Origin of the sequence: Candidatus Desulfosporosinus nitrosoreducens, from assembly GCF_030954495.1 — a bacterium.
Classification (GTDB): Bacteria; Bacillota; Desulfitobacteriia; order Desulfitobacteriales; family Desulfitobacteriaceae; genus Desulfosporosinus; species Desulfosporosinus nitrosoreducens.
Map to the genome: position 1 here is coordinate 67,092 of NZ_JAVHUW010000040.1, position 18,227 is coordinate 85,318.

18 protein-coding genes and 1 rRNA gene are annotated in these 18,227 nt (G+C 45.3%); 17 read left to right on the forward strand and 2 right to left on the reverse strand.

All coding sequences use genetic code 11. The features are described 5' to 3' along the window. Positions 1-11 precede the first annotated feature (11 nt). The 15 genes from REC12_RS07155 (at position 12) to dapA (ending at position 14,380) form a co-directional block, all read left to right on the forward strand. The gene (locus tag REC12_RS07155) at positions 12-938 is read left to right on the forward strand and encodes a bifunctional riboflavin kinase/FAD synthetase (protein WP_308893196.1); all 927 of its coding nucleotides are present in this window, start codon (positions 12-14) and stop codon (positions 936-938) included. 136 nt (positions 939-1,074) lie between these two features. Further along, positions 1,075-1,341 (forward strand): 30S ribosomal protein S15, encoded by a 267-nt coding sequence (gene rpsO, locus REC12_RS07160; protein WP_308893197.1) that lies wholly within the window; start codon positions 1,075-1,077, stop codon positions 1,339-1,341. A 294-nt stretch (positions 1,342-1,635) separates the two neighbouring features. Then, positions 1,636-3,768 (forward strand): polyribonucleotide nucleotidyltransferase, encoded by a 2,133-nt coding sequence (locus REC12_RS07165; RefSeq protein WP_308893198.1) that lies wholly within the window; start codon positions 1,636-1,638, stop codon positions 3,766-3,768. Between the two features lie 89 nt (positions 3,769-3,857). Continuing rightward, on the forward strand, positions 3,858-4,616 hold the full coding sequence (locus REC12_RS07170) for a polysaccharide deacetylase family protein (RefSeq protein WP_308893199.1): 759 nt from the start codon (positions 3,858-3,860) through the stop codon (positions 4,614-4,616). Between the two features lie 21 nt (positions 4,617-4,637). Next, complete coding sequence (locus tag REC12_RS07175; RefSeq protein ID WP_308893201.1) at positions 4,638-5,870, forward strand: D-alanyl-D-alanine carboxypeptidase family protein; 1,233 nt, start codon at positions 4,638-4,640, stop codon at positions 5,868-5,870. Positions 5,871-5,882: 12 nt separating this feature from the next. Continuing rightward, on the forward strand, positions 5,883-7,154 hold the full coding sequence (locus REC12_RS07180; protein ID WP_308893202.1) for a M16 family metallopeptidase: 1,272 nt from the start codon (positions 5,883-5,885) through the stop codon (positions 7,152-7,154). A gap of 43 nt (positions 7,155-7,197) precedes the next feature. Continuing rightward, positions 7,198-7,647: a dUTP diphosphatase gene (gene dut, locus REC12_RS07185; protein ID WP_308893204.1), complete on the forward strand. Its 450-nt coding sequence runs from the start codon at positions 7,198-7,200 to the stop codon at positions 7,645-7,647. 172 nt (positions 7,648-7,819) lie between these two features. Continuing rightward, a complete protein-coding gene (locus REC12_RS07190; protein WP_374214183.1) occupies positions 7,820-8,134 on the forward strand; it encodes a hypothetical protein in 315 nt (104 codons plus the stop codon). Between the two features lie 4 nt (positions 8,135-8,138). Continuing rightward, positions 8,139-8,408, forward strand: a complete 270-nt coding sequence (locus REC12_RS07195; RefSeq protein WP_308893207.1) for a YlmC/YmxH family sporulation protein — start codon at positions 8,139-8,141, stop codon at positions 8,406-8,408. A 109-nt stretch (positions 8,409-8,517) separates the two neighbouring features. Continuing rightward, on the forward strand, positions 8,518-9,321 hold the full coding sequence (dapB, locus tag REC12_RS07200) for a 4-hydroxy-tetrahydrodipicolinate reductase (RefSeq protein ID WP_308893208.1): 804 nt from the start codon (positions 8,518-8,520) through the stop codon (positions 9,319-9,321). Positions 9,322-9,406: 85 nt separating this feature from the next. Continuing rightward, positions 9,407-10,318, forward strand: coding sequence for a dipicolinate synthase subunit DpsA (dpsA, locus tag REC12_RS07205; protein ID WP_308893210.1), 912 nt, complete (start codon positions 9,407-9,409; stop codon positions 10,316-10,318). Positions 10,319-10,336: 18 nt separating this feature from the next. Continuing rightward, positions 10,337-10,924, forward strand: a complete 588-nt coding sequence (locus REC12_RS07210; RefSeq protein ID WP_308893212.1) for a dipicolinate synthase subunit B — start codon at positions 10,337-10,339, stop codon at positions 10,922-10,924. A 90-nt stretch (positions 10,925-11,014) separates the two neighbouring features. Next, positions 11,015-12,004 carry an aspartate-semialdehyde dehydrogenase gene (locus tag REC12_RS07215; RefSeq protein ID WP_308893213.1) on the forward strand — a complete coding sequence of 330 codons (990 nt, stop codon included), beginning with the start codon at positions 11,015-11,017 and terminating at the stop codon, positions 12,002-12,004. A gap of 154 nt (positions 12,005-12,158) precedes the next feature. Further along, positions 12,159-13,385 (forward strand): aspartate kinase, encoded by a 1,227-nt coding sequence (gene dapG, locus REC12_RS07220; RefSeq protein ID WP_308893215.1) that lies wholly within the window; start codon positions 12,159-12,161, stop codon positions 13,383-13,385. Positions 13,386-13,426: 41 nt separating this feature from the next. Then, positions 13,427-14,380: a 4-hydroxy-tetrahydrodipicolinate synthase gene (dapA, locus tag REC12_RS07225; RefSeq protein WP_308893216.1), complete on the forward strand. Its 954-nt coding sequence runs from the start codon at positions 13,427-13,429 to the stop codon at positions 14,378-14,380. A 131-nt stretch (positions 14,381-14,511) separates the two neighbouring features. Here the strand turns inward: dapA and REC12_RS07230 are convergent, their stop codons facing one another. Together REC12_RS07230 and REC12_RS07235 are read right to left on the reverse strand one after the other, a co-directional pair. Beyond that, positions 14,512-15,024 carry a DUF6125 family protein gene (locus tag REC12_RS07230; RefSeq protein ID WP_308893217.1) on the reverse strand — a complete coding sequence of 171 codons (513 nt, stop codon included), beginning with the start codon at positions 15,022-15,024 and terminating at the stop codon, positions 14,512-14,514. Positions 15,025-15,203: 179 nt separating this feature from the next. After that, positions 15,204-15,341: a DUF1540 domain-containing protein gene (locus tag REC12_RS07235; RefSeq protein WP_308893219.1), complete on the reverse strand. Its 138-nt coding sequence runs from the start codon at positions 15,339-15,341 to the stop codon at positions 15,204-15,206. Positions 15,342-15,915: 574 nt separating this feature from the next. Between REC12_RS07235 and REC12_RS07240 the strand changes: the two genes are divergently transcribed. Both REC12_RS07240 and REC12_RS07245 read left to right on the forward strand, forming a co-directional pair. Beyond that, positions 15,916-17,580, forward strand: coding sequence for a ribonuclease J (locus REC12_RS07240; RefSeq protein ID WP_308893220.1), 1,665 nt, complete (start codon positions 15,916-15,918; stop codon positions 17,578-17,580). Positions 17,581-18,088: 508 nt separating this feature from the next. Then, a 16S ribosomal RNA gene (locus REC12_RS07245) occupies positions 18,089-18,227 on the forward strand; the annotation flags it as partial.

The window sequence follows — 18,227 nt, forward strand, 5'->3', positions numbered from 1 at the left end:
AGGTCAAATCCGTGCAAGTTAAAACAAATTTGCCAACAAATAAAGAACCTTGTGTGTTGGCATTAGGAAATTTTGATGGAGTGCACCTTGGACATCGCCGCTTGCTTGAGCATGGATTGAGACAAGCTGAACGTTTAGGGGTAGGGCTCAGTGTTTTGATTTTTGAACCACACCCTTTAAAAGTATTGTATCCTGAGCGAGGCATAGAGCTGCTTTCAACGACACAAGAACGCTTGCGTTATTTTGAGGAAATTGGGGTAGATACTGTTTTTCTTATCCCTTTTACTCGTGAAATGGCCAATACCTCGCCGGAGGAGTTTGTAGAAAAGATTCTTATTCCCTTAGGGGTAGTGCGTGTCGTCGTAGGCTTCAACTATTCTTTTGGTGCCCACGGCAGGGGAAATCCTGAGCTTATTCAGTCTTTAGGAAAACAGCATGGATTTGGCGTGAGTGTTCTTCAAGCCCAAATGATCGGCGGGCGGGTTATTTCTTCAAGCAGTATTCGCAAAGCACTTCTGCAGGGAGATATTCCTTTAGCCAGCTCTTTGCTTGGACGCTCGCCAAGCTTAAGCGGGTCGGTGATTCATGGCGAAGAGCGGGGGCGGCTATTGGGCTATCCGACGGCAAATATTCTTCTTCAGGAGGATATTTTAATTCCTAAACGTGGTGTGTATGCCGTTTGGTCGAACATTGATGGTCGACGTGTTGAGGGAATGATGAACATTGGCATGAAGCCAACATTCCACGATATGTACGGAACGAGTATTGAAGTGCATTTTTTTGAGTTTACAGGTGATTTGTATGGCCGTGAGCTAACGGTTCATATAGGAGAGCGTTTGCGGGATGAGCGTAAATTCAACGATGTTAACGAGCTTTTGCAGCAATTAAAAATGGATACAATAAAAGCTGAGACTCTGCTTAAAGCTCAGCTAAGATAGATTTCCGGCAACTTTACAAAAGGATTTTTACCGTGTATACTGATTTAGAACCTACTGGAACCCGCTGACTCGGCTTGCACGAAGCTCCAACGTTAAGCTGGGCAGTTGGGAATATTAAATTTGGAGGAAAACCGACATGATGACACCTGAAAGAAAACAAGAAATTATTCAAAAACATGCTCAGCACGAGGGGGATACCGGGTCGCCGGAAGTGCAAATTGCTCTGTTGACAGAACGTATTGCTTATTTAACAGAACACTTTAAAACTCACAAAAAAGACCATCATTCCCGTCGCGGACTTTTGAAAATGGTTGGCTCCAGACGTGCTTTGCTGAACTACCTTAAGAATGTCAACTTTGACCGCTATCGTAATATTGTTTCGGCTCTCGGTCTGAGAAAATAATAGCCTGTCCTGCTGGAAGTGGATCAATAGATCCACTTCTTTTTGTAGTGCCGGCAGTATAACTTCGTCTAGACAATTGTCCGGAGTAAAACAAGCCGGTATGAAGACAGTGTTTTCCGGTAGCTGCCAAGCTTTTTTAAAATAATTCATGAAGATTCTCATGGTAATTAGGAATAATCAGGGATATTTGCCTTCAGGAGAGTTTTTTTTGCAATTTGCAGGAAATAATAATAATATGTCGAAGAGGAAACAAGTTGAATAAAGAAGGATCGAAAGTTTTAAGGAGGTTCCATTGTGAAACAGGAAGTATTTGAGAAGTCACTCTCGGTGGGCGGGAGAACTATGACTTTCCAAACCGGAAAAATTGGCAAACAGGCAGGCGGAGCGATTTTTCTGCGCTACGGAGATACGGTGGTTTCGGCTTTTGCTACTTGCAGTGCCACGCCGAGGGAAGGTATTGATTTTTTTCCCTTAACGGTCGAGTTTGAAGAGCGCATGTATGCTGCCGGCAAAATCCCAGGCGGATTCATTAAGCGTGAAGGCAGAGCCAGTGAAAAGGCCACCTTGTCAGCCCGTTTAATAGATCGTCCGATACGGCCATTGTTTCCCGAAGGGTTTCGAAATGATGTCCAAGTGGTGGCAACGGTCATGTCTGTGGACCAAGACTGTGCAACAGATATCACGGCTATTAATGCTGCATCGGCCGCTCTGGCTGTCTCAAATATTCCATTCGAGGGACCTGTTGCTGCTGTTACTGTGGGACTGGTAGAAGAAGAGTTCATCATTAATCCTACCATTGATCAGAGTGCCAAGAGTCAGATGATGCTGACTGTGGCGGGAACAGAAGAAGCTGTGATGATGGTGGAGGCAAGTGCTCAAGAGGTACCGGAACCCTTAATGTTGGAAGCAATTATGTTTGGACATGCGGAAATCAAAAAGATTGCTAAGTTCATTGCGGAATATCGAGAAGAAGCTTTCTCTCTTGGCTTGGCCAAGGACAAACTTGAAGTGCAATTTGCTAAGATCCCCGAGGCAATTGTAGAAGCTGTAAAAGCTTATGCCTACAACAGATTAGATGCCGCTGTTCGCGTCGAAGAGAAAAAAGCCCGGGAAAGCGCCATTGATGAAGTCGTTGAAGATGCCTTAAAATATTTTGAGGAAGAATTCCCGGAGGATATGAAAGCTGTAAAGGCGATTTTAGAGGATACTGTCCATTTGATCGTCCGCAAGTTAATTACAGACGAACACATCCGCCCAGATGGCCGGGCTATTAATGAAGTACGGCCCTTAAGCATTGAAGTGGGGCTTTTGCCGCGTACTCATGGATCGGGTCTTTTTACCAGAGGCCAGACTCAGGTATTGACAGTAGCCACTCTCGGAGCTGCGGGTGATGAACAGATTTTGGACGGGCTGGGACTGGAACGTTCGAAACGATACATACACCATTATAATTTCCCACCATACAGTGTGGGGGAAATTCGCCCTATGCGCGGACCCGGTCGCAGAGAAATTGGGCATGGTGCCTTGGCGGAAAGAGCTCTTCTTCCCGTGTTGCCGGACGAAAATGAATTTCCCTACACGATACGCCTGGTATCGGAAGTTTTAGAATCCAATGGCTCAAGTTCTATGGCCTCGGTTTGTGGCAGCACGCTTTCGCTTATGGATGCAGGGGTTCCGATTACCGCGCCGGTAGCCGGAATTGCCATGGGCCTGATCAAAGAGGGGGACAATTTTGCGGTTCTCACAGACATTCAAGGATTAGAAGATCATTTTGGGGATATGGATTTTAAAGTGGCCGGTACCAGCAAAGGGGTCACTGCCCTGCAAATGGATATCAAGATCAAAGGGGTTTCCCGTGAGGTTCTCTCTCAAGGATTAACTCAGGCGAAAGCCGGCCGCCTTTTTATCCTCGATAAGATGCTGGCTGTTCTTGATAAACCACGTCCTCAGCTTTCGGCTTATGCACCAAGGATTATCACGGCCTCGATTCATCCGGACAAAATCCGTGATGTTATTGGACCAGGGGGAAAAACGATTAAGAAGATTATCGACGAGACGGGAGTTAAGATTGATATAGAAGATGATGGCCGCGTTTTTATCTCTTCAATGGATGGAGAAGGCGGGGATCAAGCTTTGAAAATTATTCAGGCTTTGACTCAGGAGGTAGAGATCGGAAAGATATACCAAGGAAAAGTAACTCGGGTTATGGATTTTGGGGCATTTGTGGAAGTTATCCCGGGCGTCTTAGGCCTTAGTGGCAAAGAAGGGCTGGTGCATATTTCTCAACTTTCTCAGGAACGGGTTGAAAAGGTTGAGGATGTGGTTAAAGTTGGAGACGAAATAATGGTTAAGGCTACGGCCATTGACAAACAGGGACGTTTAAACCTTTCCCGCAAGGAAGCTATGGCCGGTGCGCGGAAAAAATAAAGGCAGAATTTAAATATAGATAATAATTTTTTGGAATGACCAGTCTGTGGGTCCCCCTCCAAGCATAAGGTTAGGAGGGGGGGAAGCGAATGTTTATTAATTTAAAAATCTCGCGACGAATACTCTCGTTAGGCGGGATTTTCTTTCTGTTGCTTGCGGGCTTTCTATTCCAGCGCTGGATGGTAAGTTCAGGTTCTCCGGTTTCTAAGCCCATGGAACAGATCAATACGGATGAAAAAGTTATAGCCCTGACCATTAATGTGGATTGGGGTGAGGAATATATTCCGGCAATCCTTGATGCCTTGGATAAGGGTCAGGCGCGGGCAACTTTTTTTGTTACGGGTCGGTGGGCCAAGAAAAATCCGGAACTATTGAAACAAATAGCTGGCCGGGGGCATGAGATTGAAAACCACGGCTATTCCCATCCCCATCCGGACCATTTAACCGTGGGTGCAAATCAGGAAGAAATCAAGAAGACTGAGAGTATTATCCAGGGAATTATTGGACAGAAAACACATTTTTATGCACCGCCTTATGGTGAAAGAGGAGCTTCCGGTTTAAAAGCCGCAGATCTTTTAGGTTATCAAACGGTTTTATGGACCTTGGATACAGTGGATTGGCGCCCTGATAGCACACCGGAGATCATTGCCCAACGAGTCGTCAATCCGGCCGTAAGATTTGGCATTAAGCCCCAAAAAAATGGCGCCATTGTTTTAATGCATCCTAAACTAAATACGGTTAAGGCGTTGCCTGTTATTCTTAATCAACTGACTCGAGAGGGATTTGCCTTTCAAACTCTCGACGCACTAATAACATTTGATCAGATCGGAGATACTACCTCACGATAAACATAAAGTTGAGGTGGTTTGATGATCAGTAAAAAGTGGACGCGTGCTTGGTGCTGCGTCTTTCTTTGTATCGCATGTTCTGCTTCTTTGGGGGCAAGACCCGTATACGCAGCTAAATCAAGCCAAGCAGTTAAGTCGGCTCAACCGGCTAAAGCTTCCCGAGCGAAGCGTCCTGCCAAACCTGCTAAGCCCGCGCCCAAACCTCAAGCGGCGGACACAAAACTGGGACCGGGTAAAATCAGCGCGGATGCCGCTGTGCTGATGGATGTGGAGACAGGAGATGTTCTTTTTGGCAAACAGGCGAATAAACGCCGCCCACCTGCCAGTACCACGAAAATCATGACTGCGATTTTAGGTTTGGAACTCGGGAGCTCAGACGAAGTAGTTACCGTCAGCCCCAAAGCCGCAAATGTTGGTGAAGCAACGCTGCATCTTGATCCGGGAGAGAAAATCAATCTTTATGAATTAATTACGGGCGCTCTCGTTAAGTCTGGAAATGATGCCTGTGTCGCTATTGCCGAGCAAATCGCCGGCAACGAGGAGCAGTTTGTTCAATTAATGAATGATAAAGCCTTAGCCTTAGGTGCCCAAAACACTCATTTTGAAAATACCAATGGTCTGCCTAATAAAGATCACTACTCTACGGCCTATGATTTGGCGCTTATTGCCCGTCATGGCTTGTCCATACCTCAGTTTGCTTCGATTACCCGGCAAAAGGAAACTGAAATTCATTTCCTGGAGCCTGATGTCATGATGGATTTGCGCAACACCAACAAGCTGCTTTGGAATTACCCCTACGCAGACGGTGTCAAAACCGGGACGACGACTGCTGCGGGAAAATGTCTTGTTGCTTCTGCGACTAAAGACGGACGCCAACTTTTAGTTGTCGTACTCAATGCCCCGGATCGCTTCGGAGATGCTAAGAAATTATTGGAGTGGGGTTTTGAAAATACCGAAACCGTGCGTCTGGCCAATGCCGGACAGACGATCGCAGAGTTTACTGAATCTAAGGACCCTATAAAAGTTTTTACTGAGTCACCGGTAGAAGTTAGCATTCCTAAAGCTGAACATTTGAAACTCCAAACCCGTATTGTATGGGAAAAGACTGGAGATCTTCCTATAAGAGCAGGAGAGAGGTTGGGACGATGGGAAGTTTGGCTAGGTGAACAAAGGCTGGGCAGTGTTCCCTTGTTAAGTGAACGCGAGGCAGCAAAAAACCGTTCGTTGATAAGTTTCTTTCCTTTTGGAAAATAAGGAGTGAATTGATTGTATCAGAAAATGGTATTGCCTAATGGAGTCAGGATTATTACAGAAGAAATTGACCATGTGCGGTCGGCGGCGATCGGAATTTGGGTGGGAGCCGGATCTCGGGATGAGCAGGCAGGATACGAAGGAATCTCACATTTCATGGAGCACATGTTTTTTAAAGGTACCGAACATAGAAATGCACGTGCTCTGGCGGAGTCTCTGGAGGCAGTCGGGGGACAACTCAATGCTTTTACGACTAAAGAGTACACTTGTTATTATGCCAAAATCCTTGATGAAGACTTTGATCTGGCTCTAGATGTTTTAAGCGATATGTTTTTCTGCTCACTTTTTGATGAAAAAGAAATTGAAAAGGAAAAGAATGTTGTTATCGAAGAAATCAAAATGTATGAGGACTCACCGGATGAACTGATTCATGATATCTTTTCCGAACTCATCTGGAATGATCACCCCTTGGGGAAACCTATTTTAGGGACTGAGGAAAGTATCAGGGCCTTAACCCGGGAGAAAATCATGACATTTCTTTCCCAGCATTATGCTCCGGATAATGTGGTGATTTCCGTGGCGGGTAAAGTAAAACATGAGGATGTTGTAGCCAAGCTTTCCTCTCAGTTTGGCTCTTTTAAAAGAGGAGGCCGAAGAGTCTTAGAAGAAACACCTGTAGGGCATCAAGTAGAACGTTACCAAAAGAAGGATACGGAACAGATGCATATTCTCATAGGTGTCCCTGGTTTAGGACAGGACGATGAGGATATCCATGCCATGCACATTTTTAACAATGTTTTAGGCGGTGGGCTGAGTTCCCGTTTATTTCAGGAGATCAGGGAGCAACGCGGACTTGCTTATTCCGTTTATTCTTATCACTCGACTTATGTGGACACGGGATTATTTGCCATTTATGCAGGAACGAGTCCCAATAATACCGAAGAAGTTATTGAATGCATCCTCAAAGAGGTAAAGAGTATTCAGAGAAATGGCATTACGGCAGAGGAGCTGGAGAGAACACAAGCTCAAATCAAAGGTGGGTTGTATTTAGGTCTGGAATCGGTGAGCAGCCGGATGAGCCGCTTAGGAAAGACGGAATTAACCTATAACCGGGTGCTTTCCCCGGAAGAGGTTGTGGAAAAGCTTGAAAAAGTGACCCTGGACGATGTCATTCGGGTAATCGGGCGCCTTTGGCAGAAGGATAAAATCAGCATTATGACCTTAGGTCCGTCGGGACATGAAGTTGTATTCAAGGAGCTGTTGAACAAGACAGGGTGGGATGATTAGATGAGTTCGTCTCAATTAATTATCTGCCTGGGTGGGGATTCAAATGAATGATTCGATTACTGTAAAGGTTAAAAAGATATCACACCATTCCCTGATTCCTGCTTATGCTACCCCGGCCTCTGCCGGCGTGGATTTGTATGCTTGTATCCAAGAAAAGATTGTTGTGCATCCTGGTGAACATGTCAAAATTCCCACGGGCATTGCTATTGAACTGCCGGATCAGCATATTGTGGCTTTAATTTTTGCAAGAAGTGGTTTGGCAAGCCGTTCCGGTGTTGGCTTAACAAATGGCGTTGGGGTGATCGATGCTGATTACCGGGGAGAAATTCAGGTGTTGATGCAAAACCATGGCCTATTGCCGGTCACTATAAACTCAGGAGATCGGATTGCCCAAATGGTTTTTATGCCGATATTTCATGCGCTTTTAGAGGAGGTCTCAGAACTCGGGGAAACTCTTCGAGGGACGGGCGGATTCGGCTCGACGGGAATTTAACAGTAATACCTTAAACAAGAGACAGGTCTTTGACTTCCTTTTTCAGGAAACAAGGCGCTTGTCTCTTGTTTAACTGTAGCCCTGTTTCTTCTTTTAGCGGTAAAACAATCTTTCGTTTTCGTGTTCTAGAGGTCGCAGCCTAATCATACAATCCCCATGAGGAGGAATGACCATGCAGCAAGCCTTTGGAGTTGTGCTTTTAGTGATAGGCGTTGTTCTTTCAGTACGTGAGCGAAAGTTTATGTTGATGTGGCGGTCACATCCGCCCTCCAACCAATTGGCAACAGCCTTGAGTCAATTAGTTGGTACGGCAGGTGGGATTTATCTATCTCTGGAACTGCTCTTCTCATTTTTGAAAATCCCGGAGAATTGGTGGACTGATTCGGTGTTTTTCGTTGAGCCGCTGGCAGTCCTTTCCTTACTATTAGCTATTTTGCAGCCTTTTGGCTTGAGGGTCTGGCTAAAATTACGAAAATCGGGGAGGTGAACAAATGTTGTTGAGTGATTTGGCCGGGAAAGAAATCATTAATTTACATGATGGGGCAAAATTGGGTCTGGTGGGGGATGCGGATCTGGATATTTCTGCAAATGGAGAAGTTGAATCGATCATTCTAGGCTCTCGTGGCGGTTTCTCAGGGTTTTGGAGTTCGAAAGGAGATCGGGACCGCGATCTATTGGTAATTCCCTGGCAAACTATTAGAAAAGTGGGTTCAGAGGTAATTATTATTGATTTGCACGAGAAGACCGAGAGAAACCGTTGATATTTAATTTGACAGAAAACGGGATACCCAATAAAATGAAGGGAAAAGCTTTAACCCCGCACTGCGTTGGCAACGGGGTTTTGCCTTATTATCGCAGGAGGGGTTTCCTTTGAAAAAAATCCGAGTTTTTGTAGCTGGGGCGAGTGGGAAAATGGGTCAGGAAGTGATACGGTCGCTTTTAAAAGAAGACGATTTTAGTCTGGTCGGAGCTTCAGATACACGACATCAGGGGATGGACGTTGGATTTGTCGTAGGCCTTCCGCGAGTGGGTGTAGATATTTCAGGCCCCCTGGAAGTTAAGGATTTGCAAACATCAAGAGCGGATGTTTTAGTGGATTTTACGAATCCGCAATCTGTCTTAAAAAATGCCAAGACAGCAATTATTGCCGGGGTGGTTCCTGTGGTTGGCACGACAGGATTGGATGAAGCTGAATTAGAGGAGATCCGAACTTTGGCTCTCAAAGAGCGGGTCGGGGCCTTTATCGCTCCGAATTTCTCGATTGGCGCTCTTTTGATGATGAGATTTGCCAGGGAAGCAGCCAAATATTTCCCTAATGTAGATATTATAGAGCTGCACCATGACCAAAAACTGGATGCTCCTTCCGGAACTGCCTTAAAAACTGCCGAATTGATTTCCGAAGTTCGTCCTCCCATGGTCCAGGGACATCCCAATGAATATGAGAAATTACCCGGAGCCCGCGGTGCGGATGTCGGCGGGATTCACATTCACTCTGTACGCCTGCCGGGCTTGATTGCCCACCAGGAGGTTTTATTTGGAGGATTAGGACAAGCCTTAACAATCCGGCACGATGCTTATACAAGGGAAACCTATATGCCGGGAGTTATGCTGGCGATACGCAAGGCCACTGGCCTAACTGACTTGGTAGTTGGACTGGAGAATTTCCTCGATTAGGTAATCATTACGCGTAACCGCTGCTCTTCTTTCCTCATATAATGGATAGTAGTCAATGGGACACTGTCTCAAAGGGGGCATAAAGATGAGTGCGGGTCTGAAAGGAATTCGCGTAGCTGTGATCGGGGGGGATGAACGGGAACTTTATTTGATTCCCGAACTTCAAAAACAGGGGGCCTACATAGTCGGGGTCGGCTTCGAAAATGCTTCACCCATTCCGGGGGTGACACTTGTACAATCTCTTCTTGACGCGGTTGGGCAAGTGGATGTGTTGCTATTTCCGATGTTCGGCACCGATGAACGTGGGGCGGTTAAAGCCAAATACTCGGCTTCTCCTATTGTGCTTAATAAAGAAGTACTTCAGGCAATTCCAACGCGTGTTCCTCTGATTATCGGTTTTGCGCGTCCAGCCTTGAAGTCGGCGACAGAAAAAATGGGAATCCAGTTGGTAGAAACGATATATCTTGATGAACTTGCTATTCTTAATTCTATTCCTTCAGCAGAAGGAGCTATTCAAATGGCTATGGAGGCCACGAACATCACGATTCACGGAAGTGAAAGTTTTGTTTTGGGCTTAGGGCGCACCGGCTGGTCGGTTGCAAGAATGCTGCAGGGGATTGGTGCTCATGTGACAGGAGTTGCCCGCAAACCTCAAGATTTAGCCCGTGCTGTTGAAATGGGATTTAGAACCGTACATTTCTCAGACCTGGAAGAAGAGATCGGGCGTGCGGAAATTATCTTCAACACGGTCCCTCATCTTATTTTAGATCGAGTGATGTTGGAAAAGGTGGCAAGGGACGCGGTTATCGTAGATTTAGCCTCTATTCCCGGAGGAACAGATTTTGAGTTCGCCCAATTACTGGGTATCAAAGCTATCCTTGCTCCGGGTCTCCCTGGTATTGTAGCTCCTAAATCGGCCGGCAGAATTCTTGCTCAAATTTATCCGCAACTTATTCTTCGTCACTTGACCACCATGATTGCCAACGTTCAGTCTTAAACGTGGAGGTGCGAAGGGATGCAGTTTGACGGGTTAAAAATTGGATTTGCTCTTACAGGATCACACTGTATGTTACACGAAGTTGTAAAAGTTATGAAACGTTTGGTGGATGAAGGCGCGAGTGTGACACCGATAATCTCCTATTCCGTGGATACTATGGACACTCGTTTTGGTAAAGCGGAAGACTGGAAGCATCAATTCCAGGAAATCACTCAGAAAGAACCAATTCATACAATTCCCGATGCGGAGCCGATAGGGCCCAAGAAGATGTTTGACTGTGTAGTCATAGCCCCCTGTACGGGGAACACTTTAGCTAAGTTGGCCAACGGTATTACGGATTCTCCGGCGCTCATGGCGGCAAAATCCCATTTGCGCAATCAAAGTCCGGTGGTATTAGCTATTTCGACAAATGACGGATTAGGCCTGAACGCTCGCAATATCGGGACATTGCTCATTACCAAAAATATCTATTTAGTGCCTTTTGGTCAGGATAATCCGGCGGCTAAAGCCAATTCCTTAGTTGCCCATATGGATAAAGTACCGGAAACGATTCTCATGGCTATTGAAGGGAAACAAATCCAGCCGGTACTTTGGGATTATCGATAATTAGTGTTACGTGAAATTTGTGTTCTGGTGCCTTGCTAAATGCAAGGCACCACCCTGATGAGCCCATACTTACTAAGGAGGAATAATAGAATGTCAAATGTAGCAATTGTTGGCGCCACGGGTGCAGTCGGGCAGGAATTTTTGAAAATCCTTGCCGAGCGCAGGTTTCCGATTGAGGAACTTAGGTTGTTGGCGACCAAACGTTCCGCAGGGAAACGAATTTTCTGGCAAGGCCGTGAATTAGAAGTCCAGGAGACAACGCACGAAAGCTTTAAGGGCATCGACATTGCACTTTTTGCGGGAGGTTCCGCCAGCACAGAATACGCTCGTTCTGCCGTGGAAAGCGGAGCCGTAGTTATCGACAACAGCAGTGCTTTTCGGCTTGATCCGGAGGTGCCTTTAATCGTGCCGGAAGTAAACCCTGAAGATGTCCATGGGCACAAAGGGATTATCGCGAATCCAAACTGTTCGACCATTATTATGGCTGTTGCTCTCAAACCGATTTTTGATTTAGCCGGAATCCGGCGGGTTGTTGTCTCTACTTATCAAGCGGTGTCCGGAGCCGGGCGCGAGGGGATTGAAGAACTGGAAGCTGAGGTTAAAGCCTGGGCTAAAGGAGATGATATGACTCCCGCAGTGTTTCCCTATCAAATTGCCTTTAATCTGATTCCTCGCATTGATGTATTCCAAGAAGGCGACTATACCAAGGAAGAGTGGAAGATGGTCAAAGAGACCCAGAAGATTTTCCACGCTCCGAACATGGCCATTACAGCGACGACGGTCCGGGTGCCCGTTTTCCGCAGTCATTCGGAATCCATCAATGTTGAAACTGAACGACCGGTCAGCGTTCCTGAAATCAGAGAGGTTTTAAGTAAAGCACCCGGAGTGATTGTTGATGATGATCCTAAGAGTGATCGTTATCCAATGCCTTGGTTTAGCGCTGATACTGACGAAGTTTATGTTGGACGTCTGCGTAAAGATTTCTCAATCGCTCAGGGAATTAATATGTGGGTTGTTGGGGATCAAATACGTAAAGGTGCTGCTACCAACGCAGTACAAATTGCGGAACTCTTGCTGTAAGGGAGGCACTTTAGGGTCCAAAGGTGCTGCTCTGTCCTTTAGCGCTTTAGTGCTTTAAAACAAGCCGGCTGAAAAAGGATTTTTAGTTTATTGAAGAAGTAAATGAAAGCAGAAGGATGAGGTTCGAACGTCGAACCTGAAAGAGGGGATAGGGTTGCGGATATTGGTTCAGAAGTTCGGAGGAACTTCTGTAGCTACGCCCGAACGTAGGGCTCAGGTAGTTTCTAAAGTTTCGGAGGCTGTTCATAGCGGGTATTCTCCAGTCGTCGTTGTTTCAGCAATTGGCCGATCTGGGGACCCCTACGCGACAGATACGTTTTTGAATATGGTTAAAGGGATATATTCTGACCTTCCGAAACGGGAACTGGATTTACTTATGAGCTGTGGAGAAGTGATTTCAGGAACTGTTTTAGTAAGCACCTTAAACAGTTTAGGTTTTGAAGCGGTCCTTTTTACGGGAGCGCATGCCGGAATTATTACTAACGACGATTTTGGGGATGCTCGGATTGTTCGCGTGGAACCGGGGGCTATTTTGGAACAATTGGCAAATGGCAAAGTAGTTGTTGTTACGGGTTTTCAGGGCATAACAGAAGATGGCCAGATTACGACCCTTGGTCGTGGGGGAAGTGATACCACTGCTTCGGCACTTGGTGTCGCTCTTGAGGCAGAAACTATCGATATTTATACTGATGTTGATGGCATAATGACGGCAGACCCTCGAATCGTCGAGGACGCTCGGATCATCGATACAGTTACTTATAACGAAATTTGTCAGCTAGCCTATCAGGGAGCCAAGGTAATTCACCCTAGAGCAGTAGAAATTGCCATGCAGCGCAATATTCCCTTAAGGATAAAATCTACGTTTTCTGATGCGCCAGGGACATTGGTTACAAACATGCACCCTGATCGAGGGGTTGGAACGGATATCACGAATGACCGCATCATTACAGGGATCGCCCATACTCCTAGTGTCACTCAACTGAGAGTTTTGACGGAGAATGCTCCGGATCTTCATCTTACGGACAAACGGATTTTCAAAGCAATGGCTTTGGCAGATATTAGTGTCGATTTTATCAGTGTTCAACCGGAGGCGGCACTTTTTACCGTTTCCGATGAGGTTTCATCGAAAGCTGTAAAAATTCTCCAAAATATGGGTTTTGAACCAGGCGTTATTCGCAGCTGCGCCAAAGTGTCAATAGTCGGGGCCGGAATTGCAGGGGTACCCGGTGTCATGGCGGATATGGTTGAAGCACTTTCCGACGCCGGAGTGACCATCTTGCAATCCGCCGATTCACACACTACTATTTGGGTACTAGTTCATAAGGAAGATATGGCCACCGCGGTACAAGCTTTACACCGAAAGTTTCAACTGGGTGTTTGAAAACGGGAGAAATTTGATGTAGCGAAGAAAGGATGAGTAAAATGTCTTTTGGAAGAATACTCACAGCCATGGTGACTCCCTTAAATGAAGCGTTTGAAGTTGATTATCAAGAAGCTCAACGCTTGGCTGAGTATTTAATCAACCATGGTTCTGATGGAGTCGTTGTTTGTGGAACCACTGGAGAATCCCCAACGATCACTGAGAAGGAAAAAATTGAACTTTTTAAAGTGGTAAAAGAGGCTGTGGGGTCCAAAGGAACAGTTATCGCCGGGATTGGCTCAAATTCTACGGAATCGAGTACTTCTCTGGCTCGCAAAGCTGCCGCAACGGGTGTAGACGGCCTGATGGCTGTTGTGCCCTATTATAATAAGCCGTCTCAGGAGGGGATGTTCCAGCACTTTAAAACGATTGCTGAAGCAACGCCATTACCCTTAATGTTGTACAATGTACCTGGGAGAACTTCTGCCAACCTCATGCCGATAACTGTCAAAAGGCTGGCGGAACTGCCCAACATAGTTGCTTTAAAAGAGGCGGCAGGCTCTCTGGATCAAGTGAGCGAATTGAAGAGGATGCTGCCTGCGAGTTTTGCGGTTTATAGTGGGGATGACTCCATGACCTTGCCAATGTTGGCCTTAGGCTGCAGCGGGATTGTAAGTGTGGCGGCTCACGTAGTCGGGGATGAAATGAAAGAATTGGTGGATGCCTGGTTTGCAGGAGATACCGTTAAAGCTACTGAATGGCACCTTGAACTTTTCCCGGTCTTTAAAGGAATTTTTGTCACTGCGAATCCTGTCCCTATTAAAGCCCTTTTGAATATGTTTGGTCATAAGGTTGGGGGAGTACGCCTTCCCTTAGTGAAGGCGACGCCTGAGGAAATAAAGTTCCTGCAGGATCTCATGAAGAATGTCAAACGTGTTGGTTTGAAAGAAGATGATAACTCCCGGATCTATGAACTTAGAGCCGCGTCCGGTAAGCCGGTTGATGCAATAATCTAATCATCAGGAAAGCCTTGGCAAAGGAAAAACAAATAACCCCGTTCCATTCATTTAACGTAGTGGCACGGAGTTATTTGTTTTTTAATTTAACTGTTATTGAAAAACTTAGCCTTCTCGGGACGGATCTTTAATCAGTCGAGAGTAAATTTCCAGCCGCAATAGAATTCCTCCGGGTGAGGATCAGGCGGACAGGCTAAGCAAGTTGTTTTAATTCGAGGATCAATGGTAGAAGCGAATAAAGAATACTCTACCTCTCCGACAGGTTTGCATGGATGGTCGGGGAGGTTTTTTCGTTTCCGAGCGGACTGAACACGACAATCTTTCATTTTAAATATTAGAGTGTGATCATCTGGCTTAAAGCTCTCCTGCAAATTTAAAAATGCGTAGAGGCGGAATTTTAAGGCTCGCTCCAAGGCATCAAGCCCCCCGTTTTCCGGCAGGCTGAGAAAAGACATAATGCGCTTGGCTTCAATAACAGTGAATTTTCGCCAAGCTTCAATATCGCGTTCGACTGCTTCCTCAAGGCCCCGGGCTTTTTCAATGGCCTGGAACCAAAGGCCGTCATGCGCCAGCCAGCGCTTGGCGAAATCCTCCAGCAAATCCAGAGCCTGTTCCCGGGTCAGATCGTCTTTAGAGTTTAACATCTCTTTTCCTCCTTAAGATTTTTGTCCATAGAAAGAATATTTTGATTTTAGGAGAGTATTCTATTTTAAATTCTTATTTCCTGCTTCCTGAAAATTCCTCAAAAATAAAGTCATTACTCCGCAAAGTAATGACTAAAAAAAATATCATTGGATTCAGGATTTATAATATTAATGGTGACTTATTTTTCGTTGGGTTCATAAAAGGCACATTCTGCTTCACGGTCCATTAAACTGGAGGTAACGCTTAAGGTTTCCAACTGACAATGACCATCTTCATTATGGCTACATTGAGTAGCGGAACAAACTACATTTGTCATAAAAATTTAACCCACCTTTCTCAACAATAACAACCTATGAATAATATTCTCTAAATAGGGACGTTTTATTCTTTGTTTTAATTATTAACATTAGGCTGGGCTGTTTGTGTTTGGCGGGAGTAGGGCGCTTTTATCCATGGCTCAGCAATTGGAATTTATCCGCTGACTAATCCGCTCTAAGACTCCCGCTGCGGCAAGCGGTGAGTTAAGAGCGGCTAAGTTCCTGGATAAGTGCGACTAAGATTCAGATGGAGTTAAAACTCCACCTGAATTAAATCTTCTTTATAAGGATTATCAAAGGCGGCAGTTGTTATTTAAACTTGCTATTGTCATGAAAGGAATGAAGAAACTTGCCAGTCAGCGTTTTGCACGCTATAATAAATTATATTTGTTGTGCGGCTAGTTTCATAGATGCTTTCGAAATACTGACGAATGCTGGACGTCATTGTGTTCGTTTAGAGTATTTCGCTTTTTTTGTTGTCTGAATTTTGGCGTCAAAAGAAACCACGGGGATCTCCTTAGCTTTTAAGGCACAATGCAAGAGATAAAAAATAAATGCAGGAGGTAGATTTTATTGCCGAAAGAGCATAAACTACAAATTATTCCCTTGGGCGGACTTGGGGAAATCGGGAAAAACATGACCGTGATTCGTTATGATAATCAGATGGTCCTTGTCGATGCTGGCTTAGCATTTCCTGAAGAAGAAATGCTGGGGATTGACATTGTCATACCAGATTATTCATATTTAATCGAAAACAAGGAAATGCTTCTCGGTATACTTTTAACCCACGGACATGAAGACCACATAGGTGCTTTGCCGTATCTTTTGCGAGATATTGATGTACCTATTTTCGGAACACGTCTGACCCTTGGGATTATTCAATCCAAAATGAAAGAAAGCAATCTGAATAATATCAAAGCTACAGTGGTCCAGCCTCGCGATGTTATTAAGCTGGGAGTATTTCGCATCGAATTTATTCGGGTAAACCACAGCATTCCCGATTCTGTTGGACTTGCCATCCACACACCTTTGGGGACAATTGTTCACACTGGAGATTTTAAACTGGACCATACACCCGTATCCGGGGAAACTCTCGACATTCACAAATTTTCCGAGCTGGGAGACAAAGGTGTGTTATGCCTCCTTTCAGACAGTACAAATGTGGAACGAGCCGGGTTTACGCCTTCTGAAAGAAATGTTGGCGAGATGATTGATGAAGCCTTTCGCAATGCTAAGGATCGAGTGATTCTTGCCAGCTTCGCCTCTAATGTTTACCGCCTGCAGCAAGCGATAACCTCCGCTGTCAAGACAAACCGTAAAGTAGCGGTTGTGGGACGAAGTATGTTAAATATTGTCGGAATTTCGGCTGAGCTTGGCTATTTGGACATCCCGGATGGCGTATTGGTAGATATAGACGAAATTATCGGCTTGCCTGGGAATCAAGCCTGTATACTTACCACGGGAAGCCAGGGAGAACCGATGTCTGCCCTCACTAGGATGGCTAATCATGATCACCGTCACGTGGCTATTCAACCTGGGGATACCGTGATTATCTCTGCAAGCCCCATTCCAGGTAATGAAAAATCTGTTGCAAAAACAGTAGACCAATTATTTAAACTGGGTGCGAATGTTATCTACGAGTCAGCGGAAGGCATGCATGTCTCGGGTCACGCCAGTCAAGAAGAACAAAAATTAATGCTTAATATGGTGCGGCCTAAATATTTTATGCCTGTTCACGGTGAGTACCGGATGTTAATTAAGCATGCTCAATTAGCTGAACAGTTAGGTATACCTCGTGAGGATATCTTTGTTTCGGAAAACGGTGGAATTGTCGAGTTTACTCGTCATGGAGCTGCTATCGGCGGCAAGATTACGGCTGGAAAGGTTTTAATTGATGGCTTGGGCATTGGAGACGTAGGCAATATTGTCTTAAGAGATCGGAAGCAGCTTTCCCAAGATGGGATTTTAATCGTAGTTATGACCATTAGCCGTTCAACTGGAGCAATTGTTGCCGGACCGGATGTAGTGACCCGTGGCTTTGTTTATGTACGGGAGTCGGAGTCCATGCTGGATGAGGCTAAACTGAAAGTTAAACAGACAATGGCGCGTTGCCGTGAGAATCGTATCACTGAATGGGCTGTTCTCAAGAGTCAGATAAGAGATGCCTTAAGCAAACAATTCTATGAAAAGACTCGTCGTCGGCCTATGATTCTGCCAATTATTCAGGAAGTCGAATAGTTGAATAAGCCGGTTGTTTAGTTATAAAATGCCGGTTTAGTAGCACAGCCAATTTGGCGGACCGGTGATTAAACTAATATAGGGCTCATAGGATCTTAGAGATGCAATGTTTAATGTGTGAGGACATGGCAGTGGTCCTGTGAGTCTTATCGGCTGTCTGTTTGCCCTGAAAAATTACGAGTTAAAAATCATAATAAAAGTTTTAAAAAAGTGTTGACATAGTCTATCTAAAAATGGTACTATAACTGAGCGCCACAAAAGGCGACAAACTCTCTCAAAACTTGCCAATTAAATAGACAAAATAACAATAAGCAGACAAAAAATAATGATTGACAATATTAAATGAGAGTGTTAAACTAAAAGTTGTGACTCAGAAATTAAGAAGATATCCATGGTCTTTGAAAACTAAACAACAAGGACAGCCAATGAGAGGGACTCGCAAGAGTTCCGAAAGAAATCATGGAATCATGAGCAAGACATCAACTTCTACTGAAGAAGTGAGATAACTTTTTTGGAGAGTTTGATCCTGGCTCAGGACGAACGCTGGCGGCGTGCCTAACACATGCAAGTCGAACGGAGAATTTGATAAGTTCACTTAGAGAATTCTTAGTGGCGGACGGGTGAGTAACGCGTGGGTAACCTACCCA